We start from the raw sequence: 26,828 nt of genomic DNA, 5'->3' as shown, positions 1-26,828 counted from the left end.
AATCAACACCTTGGCTTAGGGCCGACCTGCCGTGCGTCTCAATTCCATCAAGCTCTCCGGCTTCAAGTCGTTCGCCGAACCCACCAATTTCCTCTTGCCCGGCCAACTCGTCGGAGTCGTCGGCCCGAACGGCTGTGGCAAGTCGAACATCATGGATGCCGTGCGCTGGGTCCTCGGCGAATCGCGCGCCTCTGAACTGCGCGGCGAGTCCATGCAGGACGTCATCTTCAACGGCACCACGACGCGCAAGCAGGCCAGCCGTTCGAGCGTCGAGCTGGTGTTCGACAACGCCGACCACCGTGCCGGCGGCCAATGGTCGCAATTTGCCGAAATCGCGGTCAAGCGCGTTCTGACGCGCGACGGCAATTCGAGCTACTACATCAACAACCAGGCGGTGCGCCGGCGCGACGTGCAGGACGTGTTCCTCGGCACCGGCCTGGGCCCTCGCGCCTACGCCATCATCGGGCAGGGGACGATCAGCCGGATCATCGAATCGAAGCCTGAAGAACTGCGCCTCTTTCTGGAAGAAGCGGCCGGCGTTTCCAAGTACAAGGAGCGCCGCCGCGAGACAGAGAACCGCCTCGGCGACACGCGCGAAAACCTCACGCGGGTTGAAGACATCCTGCGCGAACTCAACAGCAATCTCGAAAAGCTCGAGAAGCAGGCCGAGGTCGCGGCGCGCTACAACACGCTGACAAGCGATGCCACACGCAAGCAGCATCAGCTCTGGTTCATGAAGCGGACCGAGAGCGAGGCCGACCAAGCCAAGATCAAGGCCGATGCCGAAAAGGCGATCAACGATCTCGAATCCCGCACCGCCGATCTCCGCCACATCGAGGCCGAGCTTGAAACCGTTCGCCAGGCGCACTATGCCGCCGGCGATCAGGTCAACCAGGCGCAGGGCAAGCTGTATGAAGCCAGCGCCGAGGTCGGGCGGCTCGAAGGCGAGATCCGTTTCGTGGTCGAAGGCCGTCAGCGTGTGGAGCAGCGACTGGTGCAACTGCGAGAGCAGATCGCGCAGTGGAGCGCCCGCAAGGAGGATGCAGAGGCCGAAATCGAAACGCTCGCCGGCCAAGGCATCAACGCCGAAGAGCAAGCCGAATTGCTGGCCGCGCAACTCGAAGAGCATGACGCGCGCCTTCCTGAACTCGAGGACGCGCAGCAACGCGCACAGGACGAGGCGAATGCCCAACGCGCTTCGGTCGCGCAGGTGCAGCAGCAGATCCAGGTGCTGGCCGCCGACCAGCGCAACATCGAGGAACAGAGCCGTCAGCTCAATCAGCGCGCAGAGCGTCTGCGCACGGACCAGAACGCGCTCGCCGCCCCCGACGAGGCGCGGCTGCGCGACTTGCAGGAACAGCTCGCCGCTGCGCAAGAGGCCGCTGCCGAAGCGGACGCGCGGCTGCAGGATTTGCAGGAAGCGGTACCGCAGCTGGACGACGACCGTCGCACACGCCAGCAGGCAGTCAACACGGAAGGCGCGCGCCATGCCGAGCTGTCCGCGCGTCTCGAAGCGCTCAAGGCGCTGCAGGAAAAGGTCAAGACCGACGGCAAGCTCGCACCTTGGCTGGCCAAGCACGGTCTCGAAAGCCTGCAAGGCTTGTGGAGCCGTATCCACGTCGAGCAGGGCTGGGAAAACGCACTCGAATCGGCGTTGCGCGAGCGTCTGGGTGCGCTCGAAGTCAGCCGGCTCGACATGGTCCGCGCATTCGGCAGCGACGCACCACCGGCCAAGCTCGCGTTCTATACGCCGCCCGTCGCCGCCGCGCCTCAGAGCGCCGCCGCGCTGCCGCGTCTCTCCGACCTGCTGCGATTGAACGATGCCGGCCAGCAGGCGCTGCTCGCTGAATGGCTGCACGGCTGCCATACGGCTGCCACGCTCGAAGAAGCCCTGGCGCAGCGCGACAAGCTCCAGCCCGGCGAGGCGATCTACGTCAAGAGCGGCCACGCGGTCACGGCGCACAGCGTCAGCTTCTATGCGCAGGATTCCGAACAGGCCGGCTTGCTCGCGCGCCAGCAGGAAATGGAAAATCTGGAGCGCCAGTTGCGCGCCCAGACGCTGATCGCCGATGAATCGCGCACCGCGCTCGCTCGCGCCGAGGCCGCCTACGCCGACGCGGCGCAGCGCCTCATCACTGCCCGCCGCGAAGCCGCCGACACGCAATCGCGCGCGCACGAGCTCCAGGTGGAGACGCTGCGCCTGACGCAGTTGGCCGAACAGACACGCGCGCGCAGCGAGCAACTGTCGAATGATCTAGGCGAAGTCGTTGCCCAGCTCGAGGAGCTGCAGGAACGTCGCATCGCAGCCGAATCACGCTTCGAAGAGCTGGACATGCAGCTTGCTGACAGCCAGGAGCGGCACGCGCAACTCGACGAGCGCGTCATCGAAGCGGCCCGCGCGCTGGCGGCGAGCCGCGACCAGCATCGCAGCCTCGAACGCCAGGCGCAGGAAGCGACCTTCGCTCAGCGCACGCTCGAAGCCCGCCGTGGCGAGCTCAGCCGCGCGATTGAAACCGCGACCCAGCAGACCGTGGCGCTCACCGAAGAAGACGAGCGCGCGCGCGCCGAACTCGGGCGCCTTTCCGACGCAGCCGCGCAGGCTGGTTTGCAGGACGCGTTGTCGCTCAAGCTGGAACGCGAGAGTGCGCTGGGCGCGTCGCGCAGCCAATATGACGACCTCACCCTCAAGTTGCGCGCGAGCGACGAGCGCCGCCTGCAACTGGAGCGCGAACTCGATCCGCTGCGCCAGCGCATCACCGATTTCCAGCTGAAGGAACAGGCCGCTCGCCTGGGCTTCGAGCAATATCAGCAACTGCTGGTCGACGCCCAGGCCGATCTCGAAGCCGTCGCGCTGTCGATCGAAACCGACAAGGTCCGCCTCACCGGCCTGCAAGGCGAAATCGACCGTCTGAACCGCGAAGTCGCATCGCTGGGTGCCGTCAACCTCGCAGCGCTCGACGAACTGGCCGTCGCGCGCGAGCGCAAGACTTTCCTCGATGCCCAGTCGGCCGACCTGAACGAAGCCATCGGCACGCTCGAAGACGCGATCCGCAAGATCGACGCAGAAACGCGCGATCTGCTCGGCGGCACCTTCAAGACCGTCAACGAGCATTTCAGCCGCATGTTCCCGGAACTGTTCGGCGGCGGCAATGCCAAGCTGATGATGACGGGCGACGAGATCCTCGACTCCGGTGTTCAGGTGATGGCCCAGCCGCCAGGCAAGAAGAACCAGACCATCCACCTGCTTTCGGGCGGTGAAAAGGCGTTGACCGCGATCGCGCTGGTGTTCGCAATCTTCCAGCTCAACCCGGCGCCGTTCTGCCTGCTGGACGAAGTCGATGCACCGCTCGACGATGCCAACACCGAACGCTATGCCAAGCTGGTCACGGCCATGAGCCGCGAAACCCAGTTTCTCTTCATCAGCCACAACAAGATCGCGATGGAAATGGCAGAACAACTCATCGGCGTGACCATGCAGGAGCAGGGCGTATCGCGCATCGTGGCGGTCGACATGGAGTCGGCGGTGTCGATGGTCGAGGCTGCATGAGCAGCCTGACCGTCGCCCTCGCCATTCTTGGCGGTCTCGTCCTCGCCGCGGTGGTCGGCTACAACACCTGGATGTCGCGTCGCAATGCGCCGCGGCAACCCGATGCCGTCGACAGCGAGCCCCCCGAATCGAACCCACCGCCGCGTGACGACCAGGAGCCCGTGCTGCACCGCGATTCGCATCGGTCGCCCGGCACCGAGCGGCACGAGCCGCTGTTCGATCCGGATCTGCCGGCGCCGGCGGCCTTGCCCCTACCAACGGCGGATCGCCGTGGGGGTCTCGATCCGCTGATCGACGTCATCGCGCCGATATCGCTCGAAGGGCTGGCTTCCGGTGACGCTGCGATTGCCGCGATGCCCTCGACCCGGCGCGCCGGCAGCAAGCCCGTCGCGGTCGAAGGCTTGAACGAACACACGGGCAATTGGGAGCCGCCCGTGCCGGGCCAGCGCTACGGCGCCTTCCAGGTCGGTGTGCAGCTGGCCAATCGGACAGGCGCGCTCAACGAGATCGAATATTCCGAATTCGTCGTCAAGGCACAGGCTTTCGCCGACGCAGTGAACGGTGCGCCCGAGTTCCCCGAAATGCTCGATGAAGTCGCCCGTGGCCGCGAACTTGACCAGTTCGCGAGCACGCATGATGCACAGCTCGGCTTTGTGCTGCGCGCGCGCCATGCCGCCTGGAGCCCTGGCTATGTGCAGCAGAACGCCGCTCGCATGGGCTTCGTCGCCGGGATGATTCCGGGGCGCATGGTTCTGCCCGCCGCCGAACCGGGCTTGCCACCGATCCTTGGCTTGTCCTTTGATACGCAGGCGGCGCTGGCGGACGACCCCGCCCAATCGGCGATCCGCGAGCTCACGCTGAGCCTGGATGTGCCGCAAGTCGGACGCGAAGAACGGCCCTTCGACCGCATGCGAGAGGCTGCCGCGGCGCTGGCCCGCGAAATGGACGGCGTCGTGACCGACAGCGACGGGCAGCCATTGCGCGATGAGACCATGGACGTCATCGGCGCCGATCTCCAGCAGCTCTACGACACGCTCGACTCGCGCGATCTCTCGGCGGGGTCGCCGCTGGCGCGGCGACTTTTTAGTTGACCACCCCCAGGCTTGCCCACTTCGTGTGGCCGCCACCCCCCTTCGAGGGGGCGATACCTGCGGCCCGGCGAAGCCGGTTCCGCGGTATCTCTGGAACTAGGTACAGAACTAGGTACATTGCCATTCGATACCCATGAAGACTACGCATGAAGACGCAGTTCGCGAAGCCGCCGCTCTGAGCGAGCAGCTTCACCGGCACGCTCATCTCTACTACGTTCTCGACGCGCCGGAGTTGCCGGACGCCGAGTACGACAGGCTGTTTCAGCGTCTTCAAGCGCTGGAGGCCGAATTCCCGGAACTGCGCACGCCCGATTCGCCGACGCAACGCGTGGGCGGCAAGCCGCTCGAGGGCTTCATCAAGGTTCGCCACAAGGTGCCGATGCTGTCCATTCGCACCGAGACGGACATCACGCCGGGCGGTGCCAGCGCCTTCGATGCGCGCGTTCGCAGGGAACTCGGGCTCGCGGAAGACGCGGCGCAGGTCGACTATGTCTGCGAACTCAAGTTCGATGGCCTGGCGCTCAACCTGCGCTATGAAAAGGGCGTGCTGGTGCAGGCCGCAACCCGTGGCGACGGCGAAGTCGGCGAAGACGTCACGCAGAACATCCGGACGGTGCAGCAGATTCCGCTCAGGCTGCGCGGCAACGAATCCGAGATTCCGGCGGTCGTGGAAGTCCGCGGCGAGGTCTACATGCGGCGCGACGATTTCGACGCGCTCAACGAGCGTCAACGCCAGAAGATCGCCGCCGGGCAGAAGAACGAAAAGGTGTTCGTCAACCCCCGCAACGCCGCGGCCGGCGCGGTGCGCCAGCTCGATCCCGCGATCGCGGCCGATCGTCCGCTGAGCTTCTTTGCCTACGGCCTTGGCGAGGTCACGCCGCCGGAGCAGGGTGGCCCCAACTGGCCGACGCAGTTCGATTGGCTGCAGCAGTTTCATGCCTGGGGATTTCCGGTTGCCACGCAGACCGCGCGCGCCCGAGGCGCGCTGGAACTGATCGCCTTCCACGAGACGATCGGCCGTCAGCGCGATGCGTTGCCCTACGACATCGATGGTGTGGTCTACAAGGTCGACAGCCTCGAATTGCAGCGGCAACTCGGCTTCGTCTCGCGCGAGCCGCGCTGGGCCGTGGCGCACAAATATCCGGCGCAAGAGCAGATGACCGAAGTTCTCGGCATCGAGGTGCAGGTCGGCCGCACCGGAAAGCTGACGCCCGTGGCCAAGCTCAAGCCGGTGTTCGTCGGCGGCGTGACGGTGACCAACGCCACACTCCACAACGAAGACGAGGTGCGTCGCAAGGACGTGCGGGTGGGCGACACCGTGATCGTCCGACGCGCGGGCGACGTCATTCCCGAGGTGGTCAGCGTACTGCCGGAGAGCGTCGCCAAGGCCGACGACCAGCGGGGGCCGATCTTCACGATGCCTCACAAATGCCCGGTGTGCGATTCGGATGCCGTGCGCGAGGAGGGCGAAGTCGACTACCGCTGCACGGGCGGACTTTTCTGCAGCGCACAACGCAAGGAAGCGATCCTTCATTTCGCGGCGCGGCGCGCGCTCGACATCGAGGGCCTTGGCGGCAAGCTGGTCGAGCAGATGGTCGATACCCAACTGATCCGAACCTTGCCCGATCTCTACAGGCTCGGCTTGTCGACGCTGGCCGGCCTGGACCGGATGGCGGAAAAGTCCGCAAAGAATATCGTCGATGCGCTGGAGGCATCGAAGAAAACCACATTGCCGCGTTTTCTCTTCGGGCTGGGGATTCGCCACGTGGGCGAAAGCACCGCCAAGGACCTTTCCAAGCACTTCGGCAAGCTCGACGCGATCATGGATGCGACCGAAGAGCAACTGCTCGAAGTCAACGACGTCGGCCCCGTCGTAGCGCAGAGCGTGCGTACTTTCTTCGACCAACCACACAACCGCGAAGTGGTCGAGCAGTTGCGCGCCTGCGGGCTGCAATGGGAGGAGGGCGAGCCTGCCGCGCGAGTGCCAAAGCCGCTGGCGGGCAAGACTTTCGTCATTACAGGAACGCTTCCTACGCTGAGCCGCGACGAGGCAAAGGACAAGCTTGAGGCGGCTGGCGCCAAGGTGTCGGGTTCCGTCAGCAAGAAGACCGATTACGTCGTTGCGGGCGCCGAAGCGGGCAGCAAGCTGGACAAGGCGCGCGATCTCGGTGTCGCAGTGATCGATGAGGCGCAGATGCTGGAAATCCTTCGGTCGCCCTGAACGAACCGCAGAAGGCGCTTTACACGCCGGCCCGGCAAGCCCTGTCAACAAGGCGGACGATGGGGCGTTGAACTGATGCGTGTCGACAGGAGTCCTCATGAATCGAATTCGTCGTCTGGGCGCTTGCATCGCCATCGGGGGTGCCGCCTTACTCAGCGGTTGCGTGGCGTACCCGACAGGGCCCTACTACAGCGGTGCCGTGTACTCAGGGGCTTACCCTTACTCCTCCTACCCTTACTACTACCCTTATTCGTATCCCTACGGGGGGTGGGGCGGATCGTCGCTCGTCATCGGCGGCGTCTACGGATCCGGCTATTACGGCGGTGGTTGGGGACGCCCCTATTGGGGGCACGGCGCAGGATGGGGTTACGGCGGTTGGGGTCATGGGGGATGGGGCCACGGCGGTCCCGGTCCAGGACGGGGGGCGGGTGGAGGCGGCGGGCGCTGGGGCGGCGGGGGCGGTGGAGGCCGACACTCCTGACGGCCGTGGCCTCGCGATAATCGCGCCATGGCCATCCGCGAAATCCTGAAAATGGGCGATCCCCGGTTGTTGCGCGTCGCGCAACCGGTCGCTGCCTTCGACACTGACGAGTTGCATCTGCTCATCCGAGACATGTTCGAGACGATGCATGCCGCCAACGGCGCCGGCCTTGCCGCGCCGCAGATCGGAGTCGACCAGCAGATCGTGATCTTCGGCACCGGCGCTGTGAACCCGCGCTACCCCGATGCCCCCATCGTGCCGCGAACGGTGCTGATCAATCCGGTCATCACCCCCATCGGCGACGAAGAAGAAGAGGGCTGGGAAGGCTGCCTCTCCGTGCCCGGCCTGCGCGGCGTGGTGCCGCGCTTTGCAAATCTTCGATACACCGGCTTCGACCCCTACGGCGACCCGGTCGACAGGACCGTGAGCGGCTTCCATGCCCGCGTCGTCCAGCACGAAGTCGACCACCTATGGGGCAAGCTCTATCCGATGCGTGTGCGCGACTTCACGCGCTTCGGCTTCACCGAGGTCCTGTTTCCGGGCCTCGATGCGAGCGAGGACGACTGATCAGTTCAGGCGGCCGCCGCTGCCGGCGACGCTGAATCGACCGCCGCCGAGGAAGGCGAGGGCGAGGGCCCCGAACAGGTACATGCCCTGCAGTTCGAGTGCCCAGCCGCCGTTGCTTCCGAGGGCCCACATCTGCTTGGCATGCACCAGCCAGATTGCCACCAGCATGTTGAGCACCACGATCCACGCCGCCGCGCGCGTGTAGATCCCGACAATCAGAAGCACCGGTGCCAGGACTTCGCCGACCAACACGAGGTAGGCCAAAGCACCCGGGAGGCCCTGCGCGGTGAGCTGGCCGGAGACGAATCCGATGCCGCCGGTGAGCTTGGCGATGCCGTGAAGAAGAATGAGCACGCCAAGCGCAAGGCGCAGAACGAGCTTGCCGGTGTCATCGGAACGGATCATGGACGAGGAACCTTTTTGGTCGTTTGAAGAGGCCCGATTGTGTTCGATCTGGATGAGCATTTTGCGAATTTGCTTCGAACCCCCGGTTCTTTGGCAGACTGTCACCTGCCTCGTAAACTGCCCGCTGCAGCAATTTCCAACAATGAAGAGGGTCTCCCAATGAACCAACGTTTTCGCCCGGCGCTTGCCGCCGCAGCCGCCGCCATGGCTTTCATTGCCGCGCCGGCCTTTGCCGGCAAGACGCTCGACGCGGTCAAGCAACGCGGCAGCGTCAAGTGCGGCGTGACCAACGGGGTCGCCGGCTTCTCCGCGCCTGACACGCAGGGCAACTGGTCGGGGCTGGACGTCGACACCTGCCGCGCCATCGCGGCGGCGGTGCTCGGGGACGGCAAGAAGGTTGAATTCGTACCGCTCAATTCGCAGCAGCGGTTTTCAGCACTGCAGGCTGGAGAGATCGATATCCTCGCGCGCAACACCACCTGGACCCTGACGCGCGATGCATCGCTCGGCTTTCATTTCACGACCATCACCTACTACGATGGCCAGGGCTTCCTTGTACCCAAGAAGATCAAGGTGACGAGCGCCAAGCAGCTCAAGAACGCCACCATCTGCACGCAGTCGGGCACGACCAACGAGAAGAACGTCGCCGACTACTTCAAGGCGCAGAACATTCCGGTCAAGACCGTCGTGTTCGAGAGCTTCGAGGCGTCGTTCAAGGCGTTTTTCTCCGGCCGCTGCCAGGCGTTCACGACCGACGCATCGGCGCTCGCCGGCTTGCGCAACAAGGAGGCATCCAACCCCGATGACTATGTCATCCTGCCCGAGCTGATCTCCAAGGAGCCGCTCGCGCCGCTGGTGCGCCGGGGCGATGACGAATGGTTCGCGATCGCCAAATGGGTGCCCAATGCACTGATCGAGGCCGAGGAGTTCGGCATCACGCAGGCCAACGTCGATGACCTGAAGGCCAACAGCAAGGACCCGCAACAGCAACGGCTGCTGGGCACGAGCGAAGACCTCGGCAAGCTGCTCGGTCTCGACAAGGACTGGTCTTACCGCGCGATCAAGGCGGTGGGGAACTACGGCGAGGTCTTCGAGCGCAACGTCGGTCCGAAGTCGGTGCTCAAGCTGCCCCGCGGCGTCAACAACCTCTGGAACAAGGGCGGCCTGATGTACGGATTGCCGGTCCGATGAATCGGCCGGCGGCCAGCGGGCGCCGCGCCGTCTGGCTTGCCTGGGCGGTGCAGGCTTTGCTGATCGCGCTGGTGGTGGGCGCCGCCTTCTGGCTCGTCCTGCACGCCCTCGAAGTGCTTCGGGGGCGCGGCGTGCGGTCCGGCTTCGACTTCCTTCTTCAGCCAGCCGGTTTCGAGATCTCGGAAGGATGGCTCGACTTCAACGCGGGCCAGCCCTTCTGGCGTGCCTTTCTGGCCGGTTTGATCAACACGATCCGAGCGGCGATTCCCGCTGCCGTCATCGCGGTGGTGTTCGGGACGCTGCTCGGTATCGGCAGGCTTGCGCCGCATGTGCTGATGCGTGGCCTTTGCGGTGCCTACGTCGAGACGATTCGCAACGTGCCGCTGCTGGTGCAGTTGCTGATGTTGTACTTCGCCCTCACGCAACTGCTGCCGGATTCGACCGAGCCGATTGAACTGGCGAGCGGCTTCTGGCTCAGCAAGGGCGGTCTCTCGATGCCGTGGCCGGTCATCGAAGATGGGGGCTGGTGGCCGAGCCACTTCGAATGGCCCGAGCGTGGCAGCTTCAACATCAGCGGCGGCGCGGCGCTCAGCCCGGAATATCTTGCCGTGGTGATCGCGCTGGCGCTGTACACGGCGGCCTTCGTCGCCGAGATCGTGCGAGCCGGCATCACTTCGGTCTCGCAGGGGCAGAAACTCGCAGCGCAAGCGCTCGGGCTTTCGCCGCGGCAACAGCTTCGAATCGTCGTGCTGCCGCAAGCGCTGCGCGTGATCGTGCCGGCGCTCACCAACCAGTTGCTGAGCCTGACCAAGAACTCTTCGCTCGCCGTCGCGGTGGGCTATCCGGAACTGGTGTCCATCGCCAACACGTCGATCAATTCAACCGGCCGCGCCTTCGAGTGCATCGCTGTGATCATGGCGGTGTACCTGGCGCTGTCGCTGCTTATTTCAGGCGGGATGAATCGCTACAACGCGCGCGTCGCGCTCAGGGGCTGGCGGTGAGCGGCGCGAGAAGCGCAAGCCAGGCCATCGCATGGCGCGCCGAGCTGTGGGGATCGCCGCTGCGTGCAGCTTCGACGATTGCGCTGATCCTTGTGTTCGCCTGGGCCGGTTTTCACATCGTCGACTGGGCTGTGCTGCATGCCGTGTTTCGACCGGATGCCGAAGCTTGCCGGGCGGTGCAGCACGGCGCGTGCTGGGGCGTGATCGCCGAAAAATGGCGTCCGATCCTTTTCGGCCGCTACCCGTACGAAGACCAATGGCGGCCGGCCATCGCCGTCACGGTGCTTTCGGCGACAACCATGCTGAGCGCGTGGCCGCGCACCTGGCGGTGGTGGCTGCTGCCGCTTTGGGTGGCGACGCTCGCGTTGTTCCTCGTATTGATGCGCGGCGGCATTTTCGGGCTCGACTCGGTGCCGACCAACCGCTGGGGCGGGTTGCCGCTCACCATCGGGCTGGCGGTCGTCGGCCTGGCGCTTGCGTTTCCACTGGCGCTGGCGCTTGCGCTGGGGCGGCGCTCGCAATGGCCGGCGGTCCGTACGCTATGCGCGACCTACATCGAACTGGTGCGGGGCGTGCCGCTGATCTCGGTGCTGTTCATGGCCTCGTTCCTGTTGCCGTTGCTCTGGCCAGCGGGATGGCAGCCCGATGTGTTGATCCGTGTTCTTGCAGGGCTTTCGCTGTTCGTTGCGGCCTATCTGGCGGAGATCATTCGTGGCGGACTGCAGGCGGTGCCGCGCGGGCAGACTGAAGTCGCGATGGCGCTGGGATTCGGGCGGTGGCCGGTGCAGCGCGACATCGTGCTGCCGCAAGCGTTGCGCATCGTGGTTCCGGCGCTCACCAACAGCGTGGTGGGCACCTTGAAGGACACCTCATTGGTGACGGTCGTTGGCTTGTTCGAGCTGACGGGCGCGCTGGGGCTTGCCCTCGGCGGCGATCCCACGTGGAGGCCGTTCTACCTGGAGGGCTACCTGTTTATCGCGCTGGTGTACTGGGTGCTGTGCTTCGGGCTGTCGAGGTATAGCGTGTGGCTGGAGCGGCGGCTGGCGAGCGGGAGGATGTAGCCGCCAAGTCCAAAGTCACGAAGCCAGCGCGTCCAGCAATTCCGTCTCGATCGCCGCCTGCGCCCGTTGCCCTTGCAACTCCGGCCCGCTGATCAGGAACGTATCTTCGACACGCTCGCCCAGCGTCGAAATCTTCGCAAGCTGAAGATTGAGGTGGTGTCGAGCCAGCACCCGCGCGACCGAATACAGCAAGCCCGCACGGTCGCTCGCGGAGATGCTGAGCAGCCAGCGCTGCGCTTTTTCGTCGGGCAGCAGACTGACGCGCGGCTTGATCGGGAAGCTGCGCACCCGGCGTGACACACGACCCTTGCTCGGCGTCGGCAGCGGCCCGGCTTCGCTCAGCGTCTTGGTCAGCCCGGCTTCGACCATGTTGATCAGATCGCGGTAGTGCTCCGGAATGAAGGTGGTGACCACCTGGAAGGTATCGAGCGCAAAGCCATTGGTGGTGGTGTGCACCTTGGCATCCAGAATGCTGAAGGACGACTGGTCGAAATAGCCGCAGATCCGCACGAAGAGATCGGGCTGATCGGGCGTATACACGGCCACCTGCAAGCCTTCGCCCACCGGCGACAGGCGCGCGCGGACGAGCGGCGGCGTGCGCGGATCGATGGGCACGCCCCGGTGCGGCACGTGGCGCGACAACTGCTTCGCGTGCCAGGCGATCTCGGATGCATCGTGCCGCATGAAATAGCCGACGTCGAGCGTTTCCCAGAGCGCCTTGTGCGAGTCCAGAGGCTCCGCATGCAGCGCGAGTTGCACCAGCGCTTCGCGCTTGCGCGATTCGATCTCCGCACCCGGATCGGGCATGCGGCCGCCCAAGGCGCGCAATGTCAGGCGATACAAGTCTTCGAGCAGCTTGCCCTTCCACGCATTCCAGACGCGCGGTGACGTTCCCCGGATGTCCGCGATGGTGAGCAGATAGAGCGCCGTCAGGTAGCGCTCATTGCCCACGCGCTTGGCAAAGGCGCCGATCACTTCCGGATCGCCCAGGTCCTGCTTCTGCGCGACCTGGCTCATCACCAGGTGTTCGCCGACCAGGAATTCGATCAGCTTGGCGTCTTCGCGCGGAATCTCGTGCTGGCGGCAGAAGCGCCGCACGTCGCGCGCGCCCAGCGTCGAATGGTCGCCGCCGCGGCCCTTGGCAATGTCGTGGAAGAGTGCAGCGATGTACAGGATCCACGGCTTGTCCCAGCCCGCCGCGAGCTGTGAGCAGAAGGGGTATTCGTGCGCGTGCTCGGCGATGAAGAAGCGCCGCACGTTACGCACCACCATCAGGATGTGCTGGTCGACCGTGTAGACATGGAACAGGTCGTGCTGCATCTGCCCCACGATGCTGCGAAAGACGCGCAGGTAGCGGCCCAGCACCGACGTCTGGTTCATGAGCCGCAGCGCATGCGTGATGCCGCGCGGTTGCAGCAGCATGCGCATGAAGGTCATGTGGTTCACGCGGTCGTTGCGGAACTTGCTGTCCATGACGTGGCGCGCGTTGTAGAGCGCGCGCAGCGTGCGGGCCGATAGGCCGTTGACACCAATGGTCTTCTGGTAGAGCAGGAAGGTCTCGAGGATCGCGTGCGGATCCTTGACGTAGAGATCGTCGCTCGCGACTTCGATCAGCCCGGCCTTTTCATAGAAGCGCTCGTTGATCGGTGTCGGCTGCTCGATCTGCGGTTGGAGACGATCGGCAATGTTCAGGAGCAGGATCTGATTGAGCTGCGTCACTGCCTTGGCCGCCCAGTAGTACCGCCGCATGAGGGCTTCGCTGGCCTTGCGCTGCGATTCGCCGACGTAGCCGAAGGTCGCGGCCACAGCGGTCTGCAGATCGAACACCAGGCGATCCTCGCGGCGGTTGGCTGTCACGTGCAGGCGCGCGCGAATCAGGCTCAGAAGCGCTTCGTTGCGCTTGATCTGCTGGATCTCGAAGGTTGTCGCAAGGCCGTTCTTGGCAAGGTCGTCCCAGCGGTTGCCGAAACCAGCCGCCTTGGTCATCCAGAGGATCGTCTGCAAATCGCGCAGGCCTCCGGGCGATTCCTTGCAGTTGGGTTCGAGCGCGTAGGGCGTGTTTTCGAACTTCTGATGCCGATGGCGCATTTCCTGCGACTTGGCGGTGAAGAACGCTTGCGGATCGATGGCCGCGAAAAAGCTCTTGCGGAAGGTGGCGTAGAGCTTCTTGTCGCCAATGATCAGGCGCGATTCGAGCAGCGAAGTCTGTACCGTGACGTCCTTCGCCGATTCGGCGAGGCATTCGGACACGGTTCGCACGCTGGAGCCGATTTCGAGACCGGCGTCCCAGCAATGGCCGATGAAGGCTTCGAGGCGCGCCGGTTCGATGTCCGTTCCATGGTCTTCGGGCAGCAGCAGCAACACGTCGACGTCCGAATACGGAAACAGCTCGCCACGCCCAAAACCGCCGACGGCGACCAGCGCCAGCTGGGTGCCGAAGCCGGCATCCGCCCAGAGCGCGCTCAGGGTTTCGTCGGCCAGCGCGGCAAGTTGGCGCAGTACCGTATGCACGCTGCGCGCGGGCGCGCGAGCGCTCCGGAGCTGGTCGAACAGCGCCAGCTTGTGGGTTCGGTAGGCGTCACGCAACGAGGAAATATCCACCGTGGCAGCCTTGCAAGGCCAATGCCACGTCAGGCCGCAACGGCAGCGGCGACGAAGGCGGGTGGCGGCGGGCTGCCGGCCGAGAGCGTGAGCACCTCGTAGCCGGTTTCAGTGACGAGCACCGTGTGCTCCCACTGCGCGGACAGCGAGTGGTCGCGCGTCACGATCGTCCAGCCGTCATATTGGCCTCCCCGGGCGTCTTCCTTGATCTCGCGCTTGCCCGCGTTGATCATCGGCTCGATGGTGAAGGTCATGCCGGGCTTGAGCTCTTCGAGCGTGCCGGGCCTGCCGTAGTGCAGCACCTGCGGCTCTTCATGGAACCCGCGCCCGATGCCGTGCCCGCAAAATTCGCGCACCACCGAGAAGCCATTGCTTTCGGCAAAACGCTGGATCGCGAAGCCGATGTCACCCAGGTGGGCCCCCGGCTTGACCTTGACGATGCCGTGCCACATGGCTTCGTAGGTGAAAGCGCAGAGCCGCTTGGCCGCGATGGATGCGTCGCCGACCACGAACATGCGGCTCGTGTCGCCATGCCAGCCGTCCTTGATGACGGTGATGTCGCAGTTGATGATGTCGCCCTTCTTGAGCGGCTTGTCGTTCGGGATGCCGTGGCACACGACGTGATTGACGGAGGTGCAGATCGACTTGGGGTAAGGCACGCTGCTCGCGCCCATGTAGTTCAGCGGCGCCGGGACCGCGCCCTGCACCTGCGTGATGAAGTCGTGTGCGAGCTTGTCGATCTCGTTGGTCGTGACGCCAGGCTTGATGTGGGGGGTGAGGTAGTCCAGCACTTCGGAGGCGAGGCGGCACGCCACGCGCATGCCGGCCACGCCTTCGGCGTCTTTGTAGGTAATGCTCATGGCGGGAATTATCCCATCGGGACCGCTAAAATTCAGGGTTAGCGCGGATGGCCCCAGTCAGCGGTTGCCGCCTCATTTTCTTCATTCCCAACGCGGCCGACCGGCCGATCCGAACGTGACGTTGCCCGTGAAACCGCCCCTTCATTCCGTTGCACCTGTGGTGACTTTCTTCGAGGGCGGCAGCGCACTCAGCGAATTCCGGGCGCAGCAACTGCTGCCGAAGCTTCAGGCGGTCGACTCCCGAATCGAGGGGCTCAGCGCCCGTTTCGTCCATCTCGTCGTCACCGATTCCGCGCTGGACGTTTCGGCGAAGGAGCGCTTTGCAGCGCTGCTGGGCTACGGCGAACCCTTCTTCGCGCCCGGCAGGTCGGGCCCGAAAGTGATCGTGACACCCCGCCTCGGCACTGTGTCACCGTGGGCGTCCAAGGCGACGGACATCGCGCACAACTGCGGCCTTGCACTGCGCCGCGTCGAGCGCGTCACCGAATATCACCTGACACTGAAAGTACCGCTGCTCGACAAGGCGCTGGGCAAGGCGGCCACTCTCGAAGGCGACAAGCTCGCCGCTGTCGCCGATCTGCTGCACGACCGCATGACGGAATCGGTGCTGGCCCAGCTCGACCAGGCCGCCGGTCTTTTTGCGGAGTTGCCGGCCCAGCCGATGGCACAGGTTGACGTGCAGGGCGGCGGCCGCGCCGCGCTGGTGCAAGCCAACAAGACCTTCGGCCTTGCCCTTGCCGAGGACGAGATCGACTACCTCGTCGACGCCTTCACCCGCCTGGGCCGCAACCCGAGCGACGTCGAACTGATGATGTTCGCGCAGGCCAACAGCGAGCACTGCCGCCACAAGATCTTCAACGCCGACTTCATCATCGACGGCCAGCCGCAGCCACAGAGCCTGTTCTCGATGATTCGCCACACCGAGCGGCAGAACCCGCAGCACACCGTCGTCGCCTATTCCGACAACGCGTCGATCATGGAAGGCACACGCATCGAGCGCTTCGTTGCAGCGTCCGACACCGGCGCCTACGCCAAGCAGGACGCGCTGAGCCACGTGCTCATGAAGGTCGAGACGCACAACCATCCGACCGCGATTTCGCCTTTTCCGGGCGCCTCGACCGGTGCCGGCGGCGAAATCCGCGATGAAGGTGCGACGGGCCGCGGCTCCAAGCCGAAAGCGGGCCTGACCGGCTTCACAGTGTCGAAGCTCTGGCCCAAGGACGGCAGCTACGGCAAGCCGGATCACATTGCGAGCCCGCTGCAGATCATGACCGAAGGTCCGCTGGGCGGGGCCGCTTTCAACAACGAATTCGGCCGGCCGAACCTGCTCGGCTATTTCCGCGAATACGAACAGGCTGTCGAGAGCGATGGTGGTACGGTGCAGCGCGGCTATCACAAGCCCATCATGATCGCCGGCGGGCTGGGCAGCATCGACGCCGACCAGACAAAGAAGATCCAGTTCCCGGCCGGCGCGCTGCTGATCCAGCTTGGCGGACCCGGCATGCGCATCGGCATGGGCGGCAGTGCCGCGAGCTCGATGGCGACGGGCGCCAATGCAGCCGAACTGGACTTCGATTCGGTGCAGCGCGGCAACCCCGAAATCGAACGCCGCGCGCAGGAGGTCATCAACCACTGCTGGCAGCAGGGCGATGCGAATCCGATCCTGGCGATCCATGACGTGGGCGCTGGCGGCCTGAGCAACGCCTTTCCGGAACTGACCAACGACGCGGGGCGCGGTGCGCGCTTCGACCTGCGCGCCGTGCCGCTCGAAGAATCCGGCATGGCGCCCAAGGAAATCTGGTGCAACGAGAGCCAGGAGCGCTACGTGCTGGCGATTGCGCCTGAGTCGCTCGATCAGTTTCGCGCTTTCTGCGAGCGCGAGCGCTGCCCGTTTGCCGTGGTGGGCGTCGCGACCGAAGAGCGCCAGCTTCTGGTGGGCGACGAAAGCGCCGAGGCGCAGCCGGTCGACATGCCGATGGATGTCCTGCTCGGCAAGCCGCCCAAGATGCTGCGCGATGTCAAGACTGTCGAACGCCGCTTCAAGCCGCTCGACCTGACCGGCGTCGATCTGCAGAAGGCGGCGATCGACGTACTGTCGCATCCCACCGTCGCGTCCAAGCGCTTCCTCATCACGATCGGTGACCGCACCGTCGGCGGATTGACCCACCGCGACCAGATGGTCGGCCCCTGGCAGGTGCCGGTGGCCGATTGCGCCGTCACGCTGGCCGACTACAAGGGATTTGCCGGCGAGGCGATGAGCATGGGCGAGCGTACGCCGCTGGCTGCTATCGACGCTCCCGCATCCGGCCGCATGGCGGTGGGTGAAGCCATCACGAACCTGCTTGCCGCGCCGATCGAGTTGTCGCGCGTGAAGTTGTCCGCCAACTGGATGGCCGCCTGCGGCGAGCCCGGCGAGGATGCCGCGCTCTACGAGACCGTCAAGGCCGTCGGGATGGAACTGTGTCCGGCGCTCGGCATTTCGATTCCGGTCGGCAAGGATTCGCTGTCGATGCGAACCCAGTGGCTGGACGGCGGCACCCAGAAAAAGGTGACTTCGCCCGTGAGCCTGATCGTGAGCGCCTTCGCAACGCTGACGGATGTGCGCGGCACGCTCACACCGCAGCTTGATGCGCAAGAGGCCGACAGCACGCTGGTCCTCATCGACCTCGGCCATGGCAAGCACCGCATGGCCGGAAGCATCCTTGCGCAGACGCTCGAACAGAGCGGCGATACGGTGCCCGATCTGGATGATCCGCAAGACCTCGTCAAACTGGTCGCTGCCGTCAACGCACTGCGCGCGGAAGGCAAGATCCTCGCCATGCACGACCGCAGCGACGGCGGCCTGTTCGCCGCCGCCTGCGAAATGGCCTTCGCTGGGCACGTCGGCGTGGCGCTGAATGTCGACCTGCTGGTCACCGAAGGCGACGGCATCAGCGACAGCCGCGCCGAATACGGCGACGCCAAGAACTGGGCCGGACAAGTCAGCGCGCGCCGCGAGGAACTCACGCTCAAGGCGCTTTTCAACGAAGAGCTCGGCATGCTGCTGCAAGTGCGCACGGCGGATCGCAACCAAGTCATGCAGACCCTGCGCGCCCACGGGCTGAGCACCCACAGCCATTTCGTCGGCAAGACCCGGCCCGCTGCGTCCACCATGGACGCCGGCAAGGGCAAGGTCGAAGTCTGGCGCGACGCCAAGTCCGTCTTCAGCGCAAACCTGAGCGATCTGCACCAGGTGTGGGATTCCGTCAGCTGGAAGATTTGCCGCGAGCGCGACAACCCCGACTGCGCCGATGCCGAACACGCCGCAGCCGGCGACCCGCAGGACCCGGGCGCGCACGTGCGGCTTGCGGACGGCGTTGCCGAAAACGTCGCCGCGCCTTTCCTGAATCTCGCAAAGCCGAAGGTCGCCATTCTTCGAGAGCAGGGCGTCAATTCGCACGTCGAAATGGCCTATGCCTTTACCGAAGCGGGCTTCGAGGCTTTCGACGTCCACATGACCGATCTTCAGACGGGCAGGGCAGACCTCGCGGACTTCAAGGGGGTCGTCGCCTGTGGCGGGTTCAGCTACGGCGACACGCTGGGTGCCGGCATCGGCTGGGCGCGCAGCATCACCTTCAATCCGAAGCTTGCCGAGCAGTTCAAAGGCTTCTTCGGCCGCACCGACACTTTCGGGCTGGGCGTCTGCAACGGCTGCCAGATGTTCGCCGAACTCGCCGAGATCATCCCCGGCGCCGAGGACTGGCCACGCTTCACCACCAACCAGAGCGAGCGTTTCGAAGCGCGCCTGTCGATGGTCGAGGTTCTCGATTCACCCAGCCTCTTCTTCGCCGGCATGGCCGGAAGCCGTCTGCCAATCGCGGTCGCGCACGGCGAGGGCTACGCCAACTTCAAGCACCGCGGCAACCCAGCCAAAGCCATCGCCGCCATGCGCTTCGTCGACAACCATGGTCAGCCCACAGAGCGCTACCCGTTCAACCCCAACGGCAGCGCAGGCGGCCTCACGTCAGTAACCACCGCCGACGGCCGCTTCACGGCCCTGATGCCCCACCCCGAACGAGTGTTCCGCAACATCCAGATGAGCTGGACCTCCGGCGACAAAAGCGAGTTCAGCCCCTGGATGCGAATCTGGCGCAACGCGCGAAAGTGGATAGGCTAACCAAGCGAACCCCCAGGCTGTCGGAGCCAGGGCGACATCAACGATCGTCACCATCGCGGCCTTCGGATGCGGGCACCGCAGGGCGCACGGACTTTTGGCTTCCGCTCAGCACCCAGCCTCTCTGGCTCGGGGCAAAGCGCGGTGCCAGCATCCCGTCGTTGATCTCACGCGTGACCGCGAAGCGGTCGAAAGAGGTTGGCGGAAGGAACAGCCGTGTGTTGTCCGCGAAGCCATCGGAGGCCGTGTCGACGTCGCCTTCAACGGCCGAAATCACGCCGTCGCCATTGGTGTCGACGCGCTTCACTTCGATCGCGTACGCGTCGAACAAGCGCTGCGGGAACGGCGTACCCGGCTCGAAGGACCTGACCCGCTCGTAGACATCGAGGTAGATCTCGTGCGCCAAGCCGCTCGGGATGAATCGCATCCGGTACTCGCGCTGTGCGTCGGCTTCCCCGTCGAACCTGTCAGGGTCGCGCGGTCCGCTGCCCATCAGCGTGCCGAGGGTGTTCGGGTTGTCGCCATAGGTCAAAGGGTTGTTCTTCATGCCGGCGGGGCCCGACCCCGGCACGAGTGAGGACAGTGCGCCGACCTGGCCGGCCTCGAAGCTGCCCGGCAAGCCGCCGGTGAATGGCAGCTCATAGGTCGGATGGGTCCAGTTCGTCGTGTAGTTGAATTCCCAGTACGAATGGCAGTCGCTTTGCTGCAGGCAGTTGTACGCCCCCATGCTCAATTGGATCGGCACGACGTTGGTCTGCCGGCTCGGGAACTGGTCATTGGCGCTTGGGAAATGCACGTCGCGCCCGTCCATCGTGAAGAATTGGCCCGGCACATTGTGCCCACCGCCCATTGCTTTCAGCGCGGCAGCGTCCTCCGCGGTGATCGTGCCGAACGCCGGCCTGCCGGACGCCGGTGCTGCCACCGGCGCGACGCGGAGATCGTGAATCATCCAGCCTTCGTACCAGCCGCTTTCGTTGTTGATGACGAACAAGCCCGAGAGGTCGGTGAAGATGTCGATGAACGCACGAACGTCGGTCGGGTCGGTCGGCAGCCCCGGTTTGGGTTCCACAACGAGCCTCACCGCTCCGATCGTGGACAGACCGCAGTCGAATCCGGTGGCGGTCAACTGCACCTGGTCGTTGACGCCTGGGAACCGACTGGTGAACGGATTCGGCTCGAAGCCTGTGGTGTCGAGCAGGTAGTACTGGAACAGCTGGCTCGCCTGATCGGCTTCGGCGTAGGCCTGGGTCGGCAGTGCAGAATGCGGACGCTCGGCCAACGCCTCCAGGCGCTCCCTCAATGGATCCGGTAGATGCCGCACGTCGCCGCGTTGCTCGACGGCCTCGCCGTCGGCCCTGGCATGCGGGTTTGGATGGCAAGGCGGCGGCGGCTGGTTCGGCGCTGCGCAAGCCTCGACGCTCCACAGGCCGATGCCGCACGCGGCGGCAAGGCAGGCGCCGGCAACGCGACTGAGGCGAAGCTGATGGGCGGTCAACAACGGTCGGATATTCATGGTTGCCTCCAAGCAGATCGGGACATGGACTCGGACGGCGCTTGCCGACCGGAACGGTTCATTCGCGAAGACGGACGATCGGTTCAATACCCATGTCGGCAAAAGCCCGCACGGCGTTCGCCTGGCACGGGCGGTGGCGACAGGACCCTCAATGGGCGCGCATGGCGCGACGCAGGATGTACGCGAACACGGCGACACCCGCGAGCGCCGCGACAACCACAAGACTCACGCCTGCGTTGTCGGCATCCGAGGATGGCTTCGCAGTGGCTTCATGCGGGTTGTTGGATTTGGATGCGTCGGCGAGGGGGTTGTAGATTGCCCCTCCGGGGCTCACCGTGGCCTCGGTCTTCGCGATATTCGAGTCATCGTCGGGCGACTCGGTGCTCTCGACCGGTCGGTGTGACACGCCACGGTGGGACGGGCCACCGCCCATGACTTCGGTGCGGGCATGGGCAGGCGTCATAGTGGCAAGCACAACAAGAACCGCTCCGATATATGCTCCTGGGGTCATGCCATGCCTCGTTCGCTCGGCGCGCTCCGCAGCCGATTTTGATTCGGACGGCGCTTGCCGACCGGAACGGTTCATTCCCGGAAGCGGACGATCGGTTCAATACGCATGGATGCGCCTCAATGGCAGCCTCAGGGGTGTTCCTTGGAAGGAGAGCCAAGGATCGTATCCAACAAAAAAGCGGCCCAAGGGCCGCTTTTTAAATTCCAGAAACACCGCGGAACCGGCTCCGCCGGGCCACTGGTGTTGCCCCCGGCAGGGGGTAGGCGAAGCGACACGAAGTGCGCGAAGCCTGGGGGCGAGTCAATCACTCAACTTTGGCCTTGGCCCGCAGTTCTTCCTGATACTTCTGCAATCGCTGCTGCTGCAGCTGCTGCACGATCTGCGGCTTCACTTCATCGAACTTCGGCAACTGCGCCTGGCGAACATCGTCCACGCGGATGATGTGATAACCGAACTGCGTCTTCACCGGTGCAGCCGTGGTCTCGCCCTTGTTGAGCTTGATCATCGCTTCGGAGAATTCGGGCACGAAGCTCGACGGCGAAGCCCAATCCAGGTCGCCGCCATTGGCGCCCGAACCCGGGTCCTTGCTTTGCTTCTTGGCGATGTCCTCGAACTTGGCACCCTTCTTCAGGTCGGCGAGGATCTTCTTGGCTTGGTCTTCGGTCTCGACGAGGATGTGACGAGCCTTGTATTCCTTGCCGCTGTTGGCGGCGGCAAACTTGTCGTATTCGGCTTTCGCGTCGGCATCCGAAACGACATTGGACTTGCGATAGTTTTCGAACAATTGGCGGATCAGGATGGCCTGGCGCGCGAGTTCGAGTTGATTCTTGTAGTCATCCGTCGCGTCGAGACCTTGCTTCTGCGCTTCCTGCATGAAGACTTCCCGGGTCACCACTTCTTCGCGCAGTTGCCCTTGCATCTCCGGCGTGACCGGGCGGCCTGCCGCGGCCAGTTGCTGTGCCAGCACGTCCATGCGCGCCTTCGGCACGGGCTTGCCGTTGACGATGGCTGCGTTCTGCGCGAGCGCCGCGAGAGGAACCGCGCCAACGAGCACGGCGGCCGCGAGGGCCTGCAAGATGTGTTTCTTCATAGGGGGAGCGAAAAACGCTGGGATAAAAAAGGGGGGAATCTTTGGCCGCACGGGGCGGCGGGTGTGATCAAGAACGCATCAAAGCGTTTCGATGGCAATCGCGTGAAGACCCTGTGCGATGAAAAGTTGCAGCGCATCATACACAAGCCGATGGCGCGCCACGCGCGGCTTGCCGGCGAACATCGGCGAGGCGATGCGAACCCGGAAATGCGTGCCGTAGCCCTCGGCGTTGGCACCCGCATGACCGGCGTGCGCAGCGCTTTCGTCGATCACTTCGAGATGCGTTGGCGCCAAAGCGTCGCGCAGCCGCGCTTCGAGATCGGCAGGCGTGGGAAGGGTCATGCGGCCGGCTCGTCGGATTTGAGATGGGGCGAGATATACAAGCCCTGCGCGATCAGGAAGACGATGGGAAACGCATAGCCCCAAAGCTTGAAGTTGACCCAGGCCTCGGTGCTGAAATACGCCGCCACATAGCCGTTGAGCACCGCCATGAAGACGCAGTAGGCGATCCAGGCGACGTTCAGGCGACCCCAGATGTTGCCGGGCAATTCGAGTTGCGCACCCAGCAACATCTTGAGGAAGTTCTTCTTGAAGACCCACAGCGCCACGCCGAGCGCCAAAGCCATCGCGCCGTAGAGCACGGTCGGCTTCCACTTGATGAACCGGTCGTCGTGCAATACCAATGTCAGCGTTCCGAAAAGCAGGATCAGCACCAGCGTCGCCTTCTGCATGGGCTGCAGCTTGCGCTCGGTGAACCAGATGATCGCCATCTGGATGACCGTGCCGGCCATGAGGACGCCTGTGGCGGTATAGATGTCGTATAGCTTGAACGCGCCGAAGAACAGCAGGATCGGGAAGAAGTCGAGGATCAGTTTCATGGTGTGGGTCAGTCGGTCTCGCGCTTCTGGAAATCCAGCGAGGCCGAGTTCATGCAGTAGCGCAGGCCGGTTTCGGTTGGGCCGTCCGGAAACACGTGGCCGAGGTGCGCACCGCAATTGGCGCACACGTTTTCAGTGCGGACCATGCCGTGCGAGCGGTCGACGATGTTGCGGATCGCCCCAGGCACTGCCTCTTGCGAAAAACTGGGCCAGCCGCAGCCCGCATCGAACTTGGTGGCCGATTCGAACAGCTTGGCTCCGCAGCAGACGCAATGGTAGGTGCCGTCGTCCCAGTGCGCTTCGTACTTGCCGGTGAAAGGGCGCTCCGTCGCGGCATGGCGAGTGACTTCGAAAGCGGCGGGTTCAGCGCCTTTCTCCGCGAGCAGGGCTTTCCATTCGGCGTCGGTCTTCTGGATGGGTGTGGTCATGATGAGCAGCTGATTTCAATCGTGGAAGCCCAGTCGGGCGGAAAACCGGCAAAGGCATCGTGGCCGGCATGCTCTTCAAATGGGGTTTCGAGCAGCCCGAGCAAGGTGGCAACGCCCGAATAGTCCTTTTGCTGCGCGGCTTCGATGGCTTGCTGGCCCAAGTGGTTGCGCAGCACGAACTTGGGATTGGTCTTGATCATGAGGTCGGCCGACTGTGCTGCCGGAATGCCCGCACGGCGTTCCGAATATGAGGACAGCCAGCCGTCAATGCCGGCGCGGTCGATGAAGAGATCGCGGACGACATCGGGATTGTCGCCTGCCACAAGCCCGGAAAGTCGGCGCCAGAAGATCGTGTAGTCGACCTTTTCCTGTGCGAGCAGTTTGAGCACGCCTTCGATGAGCGCGCGATCGGACTCGGCTGATTCCCTCAAACCCAGCTTGGCGCGCATGCGGGACTCGAATTCGCTCGGGAAGACGGTCTTGTACGACTCCAGCGCCGCAACCGCCACGTCCTGCTCGCCGATCAGCGGCAGCAGCGCCTGGGCGAGGCAGAAAAGGTTCCAGTAAGCGACGTTGGGCTGCTGGTTGTACGCGTAGCGGCCCGCGGTGTCGCTGTGGTTGCAGATGTGGCCGGGGTCGAAGCCGTCGAGAAACTGGAACGGCCCGTAGTCGATGGTGAGCCCCAGGATGCTCATGTTGTCGGTGTTCATCACACCATGGCAAAAGCCGACCGCCTGCCACTGCGCCAGCAGGGCGGCCGTGCGCTCGCTGACTGCTTCGAGCAAGGCCGCGTAGGCATTGCCGTTGAAGCGGTCGGTCGTGCGGCAAGCGGGGTAGTAGCGATCGATGACGAAGTCGGCCAGGGCGCGAAGTTCTTCGTCGCGCTGGTTGGCCGCAAAGTGCTCGAAGTGTCCGAAGCGAACGAAGCTCGGCGCCACGCGGGTGACGACGGCCGCGGTTTCGAGTTCTTCGCGGCGTACGCGCGCGTCGGAACCGGTCACGCACAAGGCGCGGGTCGTCGGGATGCCCAGCGCGTGCATCGCCTCGCTGCAGAGGAATTCGCGGATGCTGGAGCGCAGCACCGCCCGGCCGTCGCCCATGCGGGAGTAGGGCGTGAGTCCGCTGCCCTTGAGCTGGACTTCGAGGCCGCTCGTGGTTTCGCCGAGCAGGATCGCCCGGCCGTCGCCGAGCTGGCCCGCCCAGACGCCGAACTGGTGCCCGCTGTAGACCGTGGCGATCGGCCGAGTACCGGCGATTGGCGCGTTTCCGGTGAAAGCCGCCAGCCCTTCGTCGGATTCGAGCCACGCGGGGTCGAGTCCGAGTGCGCGCGCGGCGGCCAGGCTGCGGCCGACCCAGTAGGGCTCCGGAAGCGGGCGAGGGCGGAGTTCGGTGAAGAATTGGGAACCCAGGCGTGAAAAGCCGGGGACCCAGCGCAGGCCGAGGTCAATGACTTCGGCTTCGTCTGCAAGCATGCTCATGCGCGGATTGTCCCGCACCGGACCCAGCCCCCCAAACTCCAAGGGGAATGGTGCTACCGTCGCGCCCATGGACGGACTCATGGTGCGCGCTACGGCGCAAGGCAAGCTCGAAGGCGTCGACGACACCGTCGGAAGCGGTACCTACTTCTGGAAGGGCATTCCCTTCGCCCAGCCGCCCGTTGGCGATCTGCGCTGGCGCGCTCCCATCGAGCCGGCACCGTGGACCGGGATCCGCCAGGCCCGCGAATTCGGCCATGCCAGCCTGCAGATCGGCCGCATCTACGGGCCGGGCGCCAACAACACGTGCGACGCGACCATCGCCAGCACGCTGAACACACCTGTCGGCGGCGAGGATTGCCTGACGCTCAACATCTGGCGCCCCGCTGGCATCGAAGAAAAGTTGCCGGTGATGCTGTTCATCCATGGCGGCAGCAACATCTCTGGCTACAGCGCGGACCCGCTCTATGACGGCGCGAACCTGGCACGCAAGGCGAACGCCGTGGTCGTCACGGCGAACTACCGGCTCGGTATCTTCGGTTTCCTGAACATGCCGCAGTTGCGCGTCGGCGGATCGGAAGGCGACGACTCCGGCAATTTCGCGCTCCTCGACAACTTGGCGGTGCTGCGCTACATCCAGCAGAACATCGCCGTTTTCGGGGGCGATCCCGGCAATGTCACGGCCATGGGGCAGTCCGCTGGGGCCATCAATCTGCTGGCGCTGATCGCTTCGCCCCTGTCGGCCGGGCTCATTCACAAGGCGATGCCACTGAGCGGCGGGATTTCGCTCCCCAGCAACCTGCCGCAAGGCAGCCTGCCGACGCTGATGCCTGCGTCGGCCTACCTCGCCCAAGGCCACGCGCTGCTGCTGAATCTTCTGGTAGCTGACGGCAAGGCGGCCGACCTGGATGCCGCCGGGGCGTTGGCCGCCAGCCAGACGAATGAGCAAATCGCCGCGTTCATGCGATCGCTGGACGGAAAAGCGATCCTGAACACCGTCCTTGCCAAGGGCCTGACGGGCTCCGGGCCGATTCCGGATGGCGCGCTCTTGCCGACCGACCCGATTGCAGCGCTCGCGGCCGGGCGCTACGCCAGGATGCCCATGGTCGTCGGCGTCACGCGCGACGAGGGAAAGCTGTTCTCGCAGTTCCTGACGCTGTTCGGCGGCAAGCCCGGACTGAAAATCGACGACGCCACGCGCTTCACGATGATGCAGAACTTCGATCCGGATGCGCCGGGCAGCCTGACCGCGGCCGACCTCATCGATCCGTCCTACCTGCCGGTGGAAAAGCCGGATACCGGCTACGACGCGATGACCGGCAGGATCACGCAAAGCTTCATGATGCGCAGCCGGGACAACCTGCTCGACACCCTGAAAACGCAGCAGGCGAACATCTGGCACTACCAGTTCGATTGGGCGCAGGAGCCGGCGCCGTGGGACGCCGTCTACGGTGCGGCGCACGTTTTGGATCTTGCCTTCGTCTTCGGAAATTTCGGACCGTCGCTGTTTTCCAATGTGACGAACAGCGTTGCCAACCGCGCCGGCCGCCTGGCGTTGTCGGACGCGATGATCGCGAGCATCGCCGCCTTCCTCCGCACTGGCGATCCGAACACGCCGGAGCTCGGTGCCCACTGGGCGCCCTGGCCCTCGAAGATCGTCTTCGATGCCAGTCCAGACGCCGCCCGAATCCACGCGCAACAGGCGCAATAAACCTGCCCCGCAGGGGTGATCAGAAGCCCGCAACTGCGGGTTT

20 protein-coding genes are annotated in these 26,828 nt (G+C 64.7%); 10 read left to right on the top strand and 10 right to left on the bottom strand.

The genetic code is table 11. The features are described 5' to 3' along the window. Nucleotides 1-31: 31 nt before the first annotated feature. The 5 genes from smc to def all read left to right on the top strand — a co-directional run bounded on the left by smc (nucleotide 32) and on the right by def (nucleotide 7,907). Entirely contained in the window at nucleotides 32-3,547 is a 3,516-nt protein-coding gene (smc, locus tag AC1DMA_RS02200) for a chromosome segregation protein SMC (protein WP_478143094.1), read from the top strand. Next, a complete protein-coding gene (locus AC1DMA_RS02195; protein WP_478126357.1) occupies nucleotides 3,544-4,638 on the top strand; it encodes a cell division protein ZipA C-terminal FtsZ-binding domain-containing protein in 1,095 nt (364 codons plus the stop codon). The genes smc and AC1DMA_RS02195 overlap by 4 nt, the downstream gene beginning before the upstream one ends. A 133-nt stretch (nucleotides 4,639-4,771) precedes the next feature. After that, nucleotides 4,772-6,859, top strand: coding sequence for an NAD-dependent DNA ligase LigA (gene ligA, locus AC1DMA_RS02190; protein ID WP_478143093.1), 2,088 nt, complete (start codon nucleotides 4,772-4,774; stop codon nucleotides 6,857-6,859). 97 nt (nucleotides 6,860-6,956) lie between these two features. Then, nucleotides 6,957-7,340 (top strand): hypothetical protein, encoded by a 384-nt coding sequence (locus tag AC1DMA_RS02185; protein WP_478143092.1) that lies wholly within the window; start codon nucleotides 6,957-6,959, stop codon nucleotides 7,338-7,340. A gap of 27 nt (nucleotides 7,341-7,367) precedes the next feature. Beyond that, nucleotides 7,368-7,907 (top strand): peptide deformylase, encoded by a 540-nt coding sequence (gene def, locus AC1DMA_RS02180; protein WP_478143091.1) that lies wholly within the window; start codon nucleotides 7,368-7,370, stop codon nucleotides 7,905-7,907. Here the strand turns inward: def and AC1DMA_RS02175 are convergent, their stop codons facing one another. Then, entirely contained in the window at nucleotides 7,908-8,312 is a 405-nt protein-coding gene (locus AC1DMA_RS02175) for a DoxX family protein (protein ID WP_478126353.1), read from the bottom strand. A 159-nt stretch (nucleotides 8,313-8,471) separates the two neighbouring features. On the opposite strand from AC1DMA_RS02175, the gene AC1DMA_RS02170 reads away from it, so the two are divergent. Genes AC1DMA_RS02170 through AC1DMA_RS02160 form a run of 3 tightly spaced genes read left to right on the top strand, consistent with a single transcriptional unit; the run spans nucleotide 8,472 to nucleotide 11,565 of the window. After that, nucleotides 8,472-9,503: an amino acid ABC transporter substrate-binding protein gene (locus AC1DMA_RS02170; protein WP_478126352.1), complete on the top strand. Its 1,032-nt coding sequence runs from the start codon at nucleotides 8,472-8,474 to the stop codon at nucleotides 9,501-9,503. Further along, nucleotides 9,500-10,504, top strand: a complete 1,005-nt coding sequence (locus AC1DMA_RS02165; protein WP_478143090.1) for an amino acid ABC transporter permease — start codon at nucleotides 9,500-9,502, stop codon at nucleotides 10,502-10,504. The genes AC1DMA_RS02170 and AC1DMA_RS02165 overlap by 4 nt, the downstream gene beginning before the upstream one ends. Further along, nucleotides 10,501-11,565 (top strand): amino acid ABC transporter permease, encoded by a 1,065-nt coding sequence (locus AC1DMA_RS02160; protein ID WP_478126350.1) that lies wholly within the window; start codon nucleotides 10,501-10,503, stop codon nucleotides 11,563-11,565. Before AC1DMA_RS02165 ends, AC1DMA_RS02160 begins: the two co-directional genes overlap by 4 nt. A gap of 15 nt (nucleotides 11,566-11,580) precedes the next feature. Here AC1DMA_RS02160 and AC1DMA_RS02155 read toward each other — a convergent pair whose 3' ends face one another. Both AC1DMA_RS02155 and map read right to left on the bottom strand, forming a co-directional pair. Then, nucleotides 11,581-14,166: a [protein-PII] uridylyltransferase gene (locus AC1DMA_RS02155; RefSeq protein ID WP_478143089.1), complete on the bottom strand. Its 2,586-nt coding sequence runs from the start codon at nucleotides 14,164-14,166 to the stop codon at nucleotides 11,581-11,583. Nucleotides 14,167-14,195: 29 nt separating this feature from the next. Beyond that, nucleotides 14,196-15,026, bottom strand: a complete 831-nt coding sequence (gene map / locus AC1DMA_RS02150) for a type I methionyl aminopeptidase (protein ID WP_478126348.1) — start codon at nucleotides 15,024-15,026, stop codon at nucleotides 14,196-14,198. 127 nt (nucleotides 15,027-15,153) lie between these two features. Between map and purL the strand changes: the two genes are divergently transcribed. Further along, on the top strand, nucleotides 15,154-19,182 hold the full coding sequence (gene purL, locus AC1DMA_RS02145) for a phosphoribosylformylglycinamidine synthase (RefSeq protein WP_478143088.1): 4,029 nt from the start codon (nucleotides 15,154-15,156) through the stop codon (nucleotides 19,180-19,182). 37 nt (nucleotides 19,183-19,219) lie between these two features. Here the strand turns inward: purL and AC1DMA_RS02140 are convergent, their stop codons facing one another. From AC1DMA_RS02140 to AC1DMA_RS02110, 7 genes are all read right to left on the bottom strand, one after another. Next, the gene (locus AC1DMA_RS02140; protein ID WP_478143087.1) at nucleotides 19,220-20,692 is read right to left on the bottom strand and encodes a hypothetical protein; all 1,473 of its coding nucleotides are present in this window, start codon (nucleotides 20,690-20,692) and stop codon (nucleotides 19,220-19,222) included. Between the two features lie 148 nt (nucleotides 20,693-20,840). Beyond that, nucleotides 20,841-21,203: a hypothetical protein gene (locus AC1DMA_RS02135; RefSeq protein WP_478143086.1), complete on the bottom strand. Its 363-nt coding sequence runs from the start codon at nucleotides 21,201-21,203 to the stop codon at nucleotides 20,841-20,843. Nucleotides 21,204-21,507: 304 nt separating this feature from the next. Next, the gene (locus tag AC1DMA_RS02130; RefSeq protein WP_478126344.1) at nucleotides 21,508-22,293 is read right to left on the bottom strand and encodes a peptidylprolyl isomerase; all 786 of its coding nucleotides are present in this window, start codon (nucleotides 22,291-22,293) and stop codon (nucleotides 21,508-21,510) included. A gap of 78 nt (nucleotides 22,294-22,371) precedes the next feature. After that, complete coding sequence (locus AC1DMA_RS02125) at nucleotides 22,372-22,635, bottom strand: BolA family protein (protein WP_478126343.1); 264 nt, start codon at nucleotides 22,633-22,635, stop codon at nucleotides 22,372-22,374. Then, nucleotides 22,632-23,171, bottom strand: a complete 540-nt coding sequence (locus tag AC1DMA_RS02120) for a septation protein A (RefSeq protein ID WP_478126342.1) — start codon at nucleotides 23,169-23,171, stop codon at nucleotides 22,632-22,634. The genes AC1DMA_RS02125 and AC1DMA_RS02120 overlap by 4 nt, the downstream gene beginning before the upstream one ends. 8 nt (nucleotides 23,172-23,179) lie before the next feature. Beyond that, nucleotides 23,180-23,599, bottom strand: a complete 420-nt coding sequence (gene msrB, locus AC1DMA_RS02115; protein WP_478126341.1) for a peptide-methionine (R)-S-oxide reductase MsrB — start codon at nucleotides 23,597-23,599, stop codon at nucleotides 23,180-23,182. Then, the gene (locus AC1DMA_RS02110) at nucleotides 23,596-25,077 is read right to left on the bottom strand and encodes a protein adenylyltransferase SelO (protein WP_478143085.1); all 1,482 of its coding nucleotides are present in this window, start codon (nucleotides 25,075-25,077) and stop codon (nucleotides 23,596-23,598) included. Before AC1DMA_RS02110 ends, msrB begins: the two co-directional genes overlap by 4 nt. Before the next feature lie 67 nt (nucleotides 25,078-25,144). On the opposite strand from AC1DMA_RS02110, the gene AC1DMA_RS02105 reads away from it, so the two are divergent. Continuing rightward, entirely contained in the window at nucleotides 25,145-26,785 is a 1,641-nt protein-coding gene (locus AC1DMA_RS02105; RefSeq protein ID WP_478143084.1) for a carboxylesterase/lipase family protein, read from the top strand. Nucleotides 26,786-26,828 lie beyond the last annotated feature (43 nt).

The sequence above is a fragment of the Variovorax sp. 05N34 genome (genome assembly GCF_056397405.1).
The sequence above is the reverse complement of the archived record's forward strand: the minus strand, read 5'-3'. Positions and strand labels throughout refer to the sequence as shown.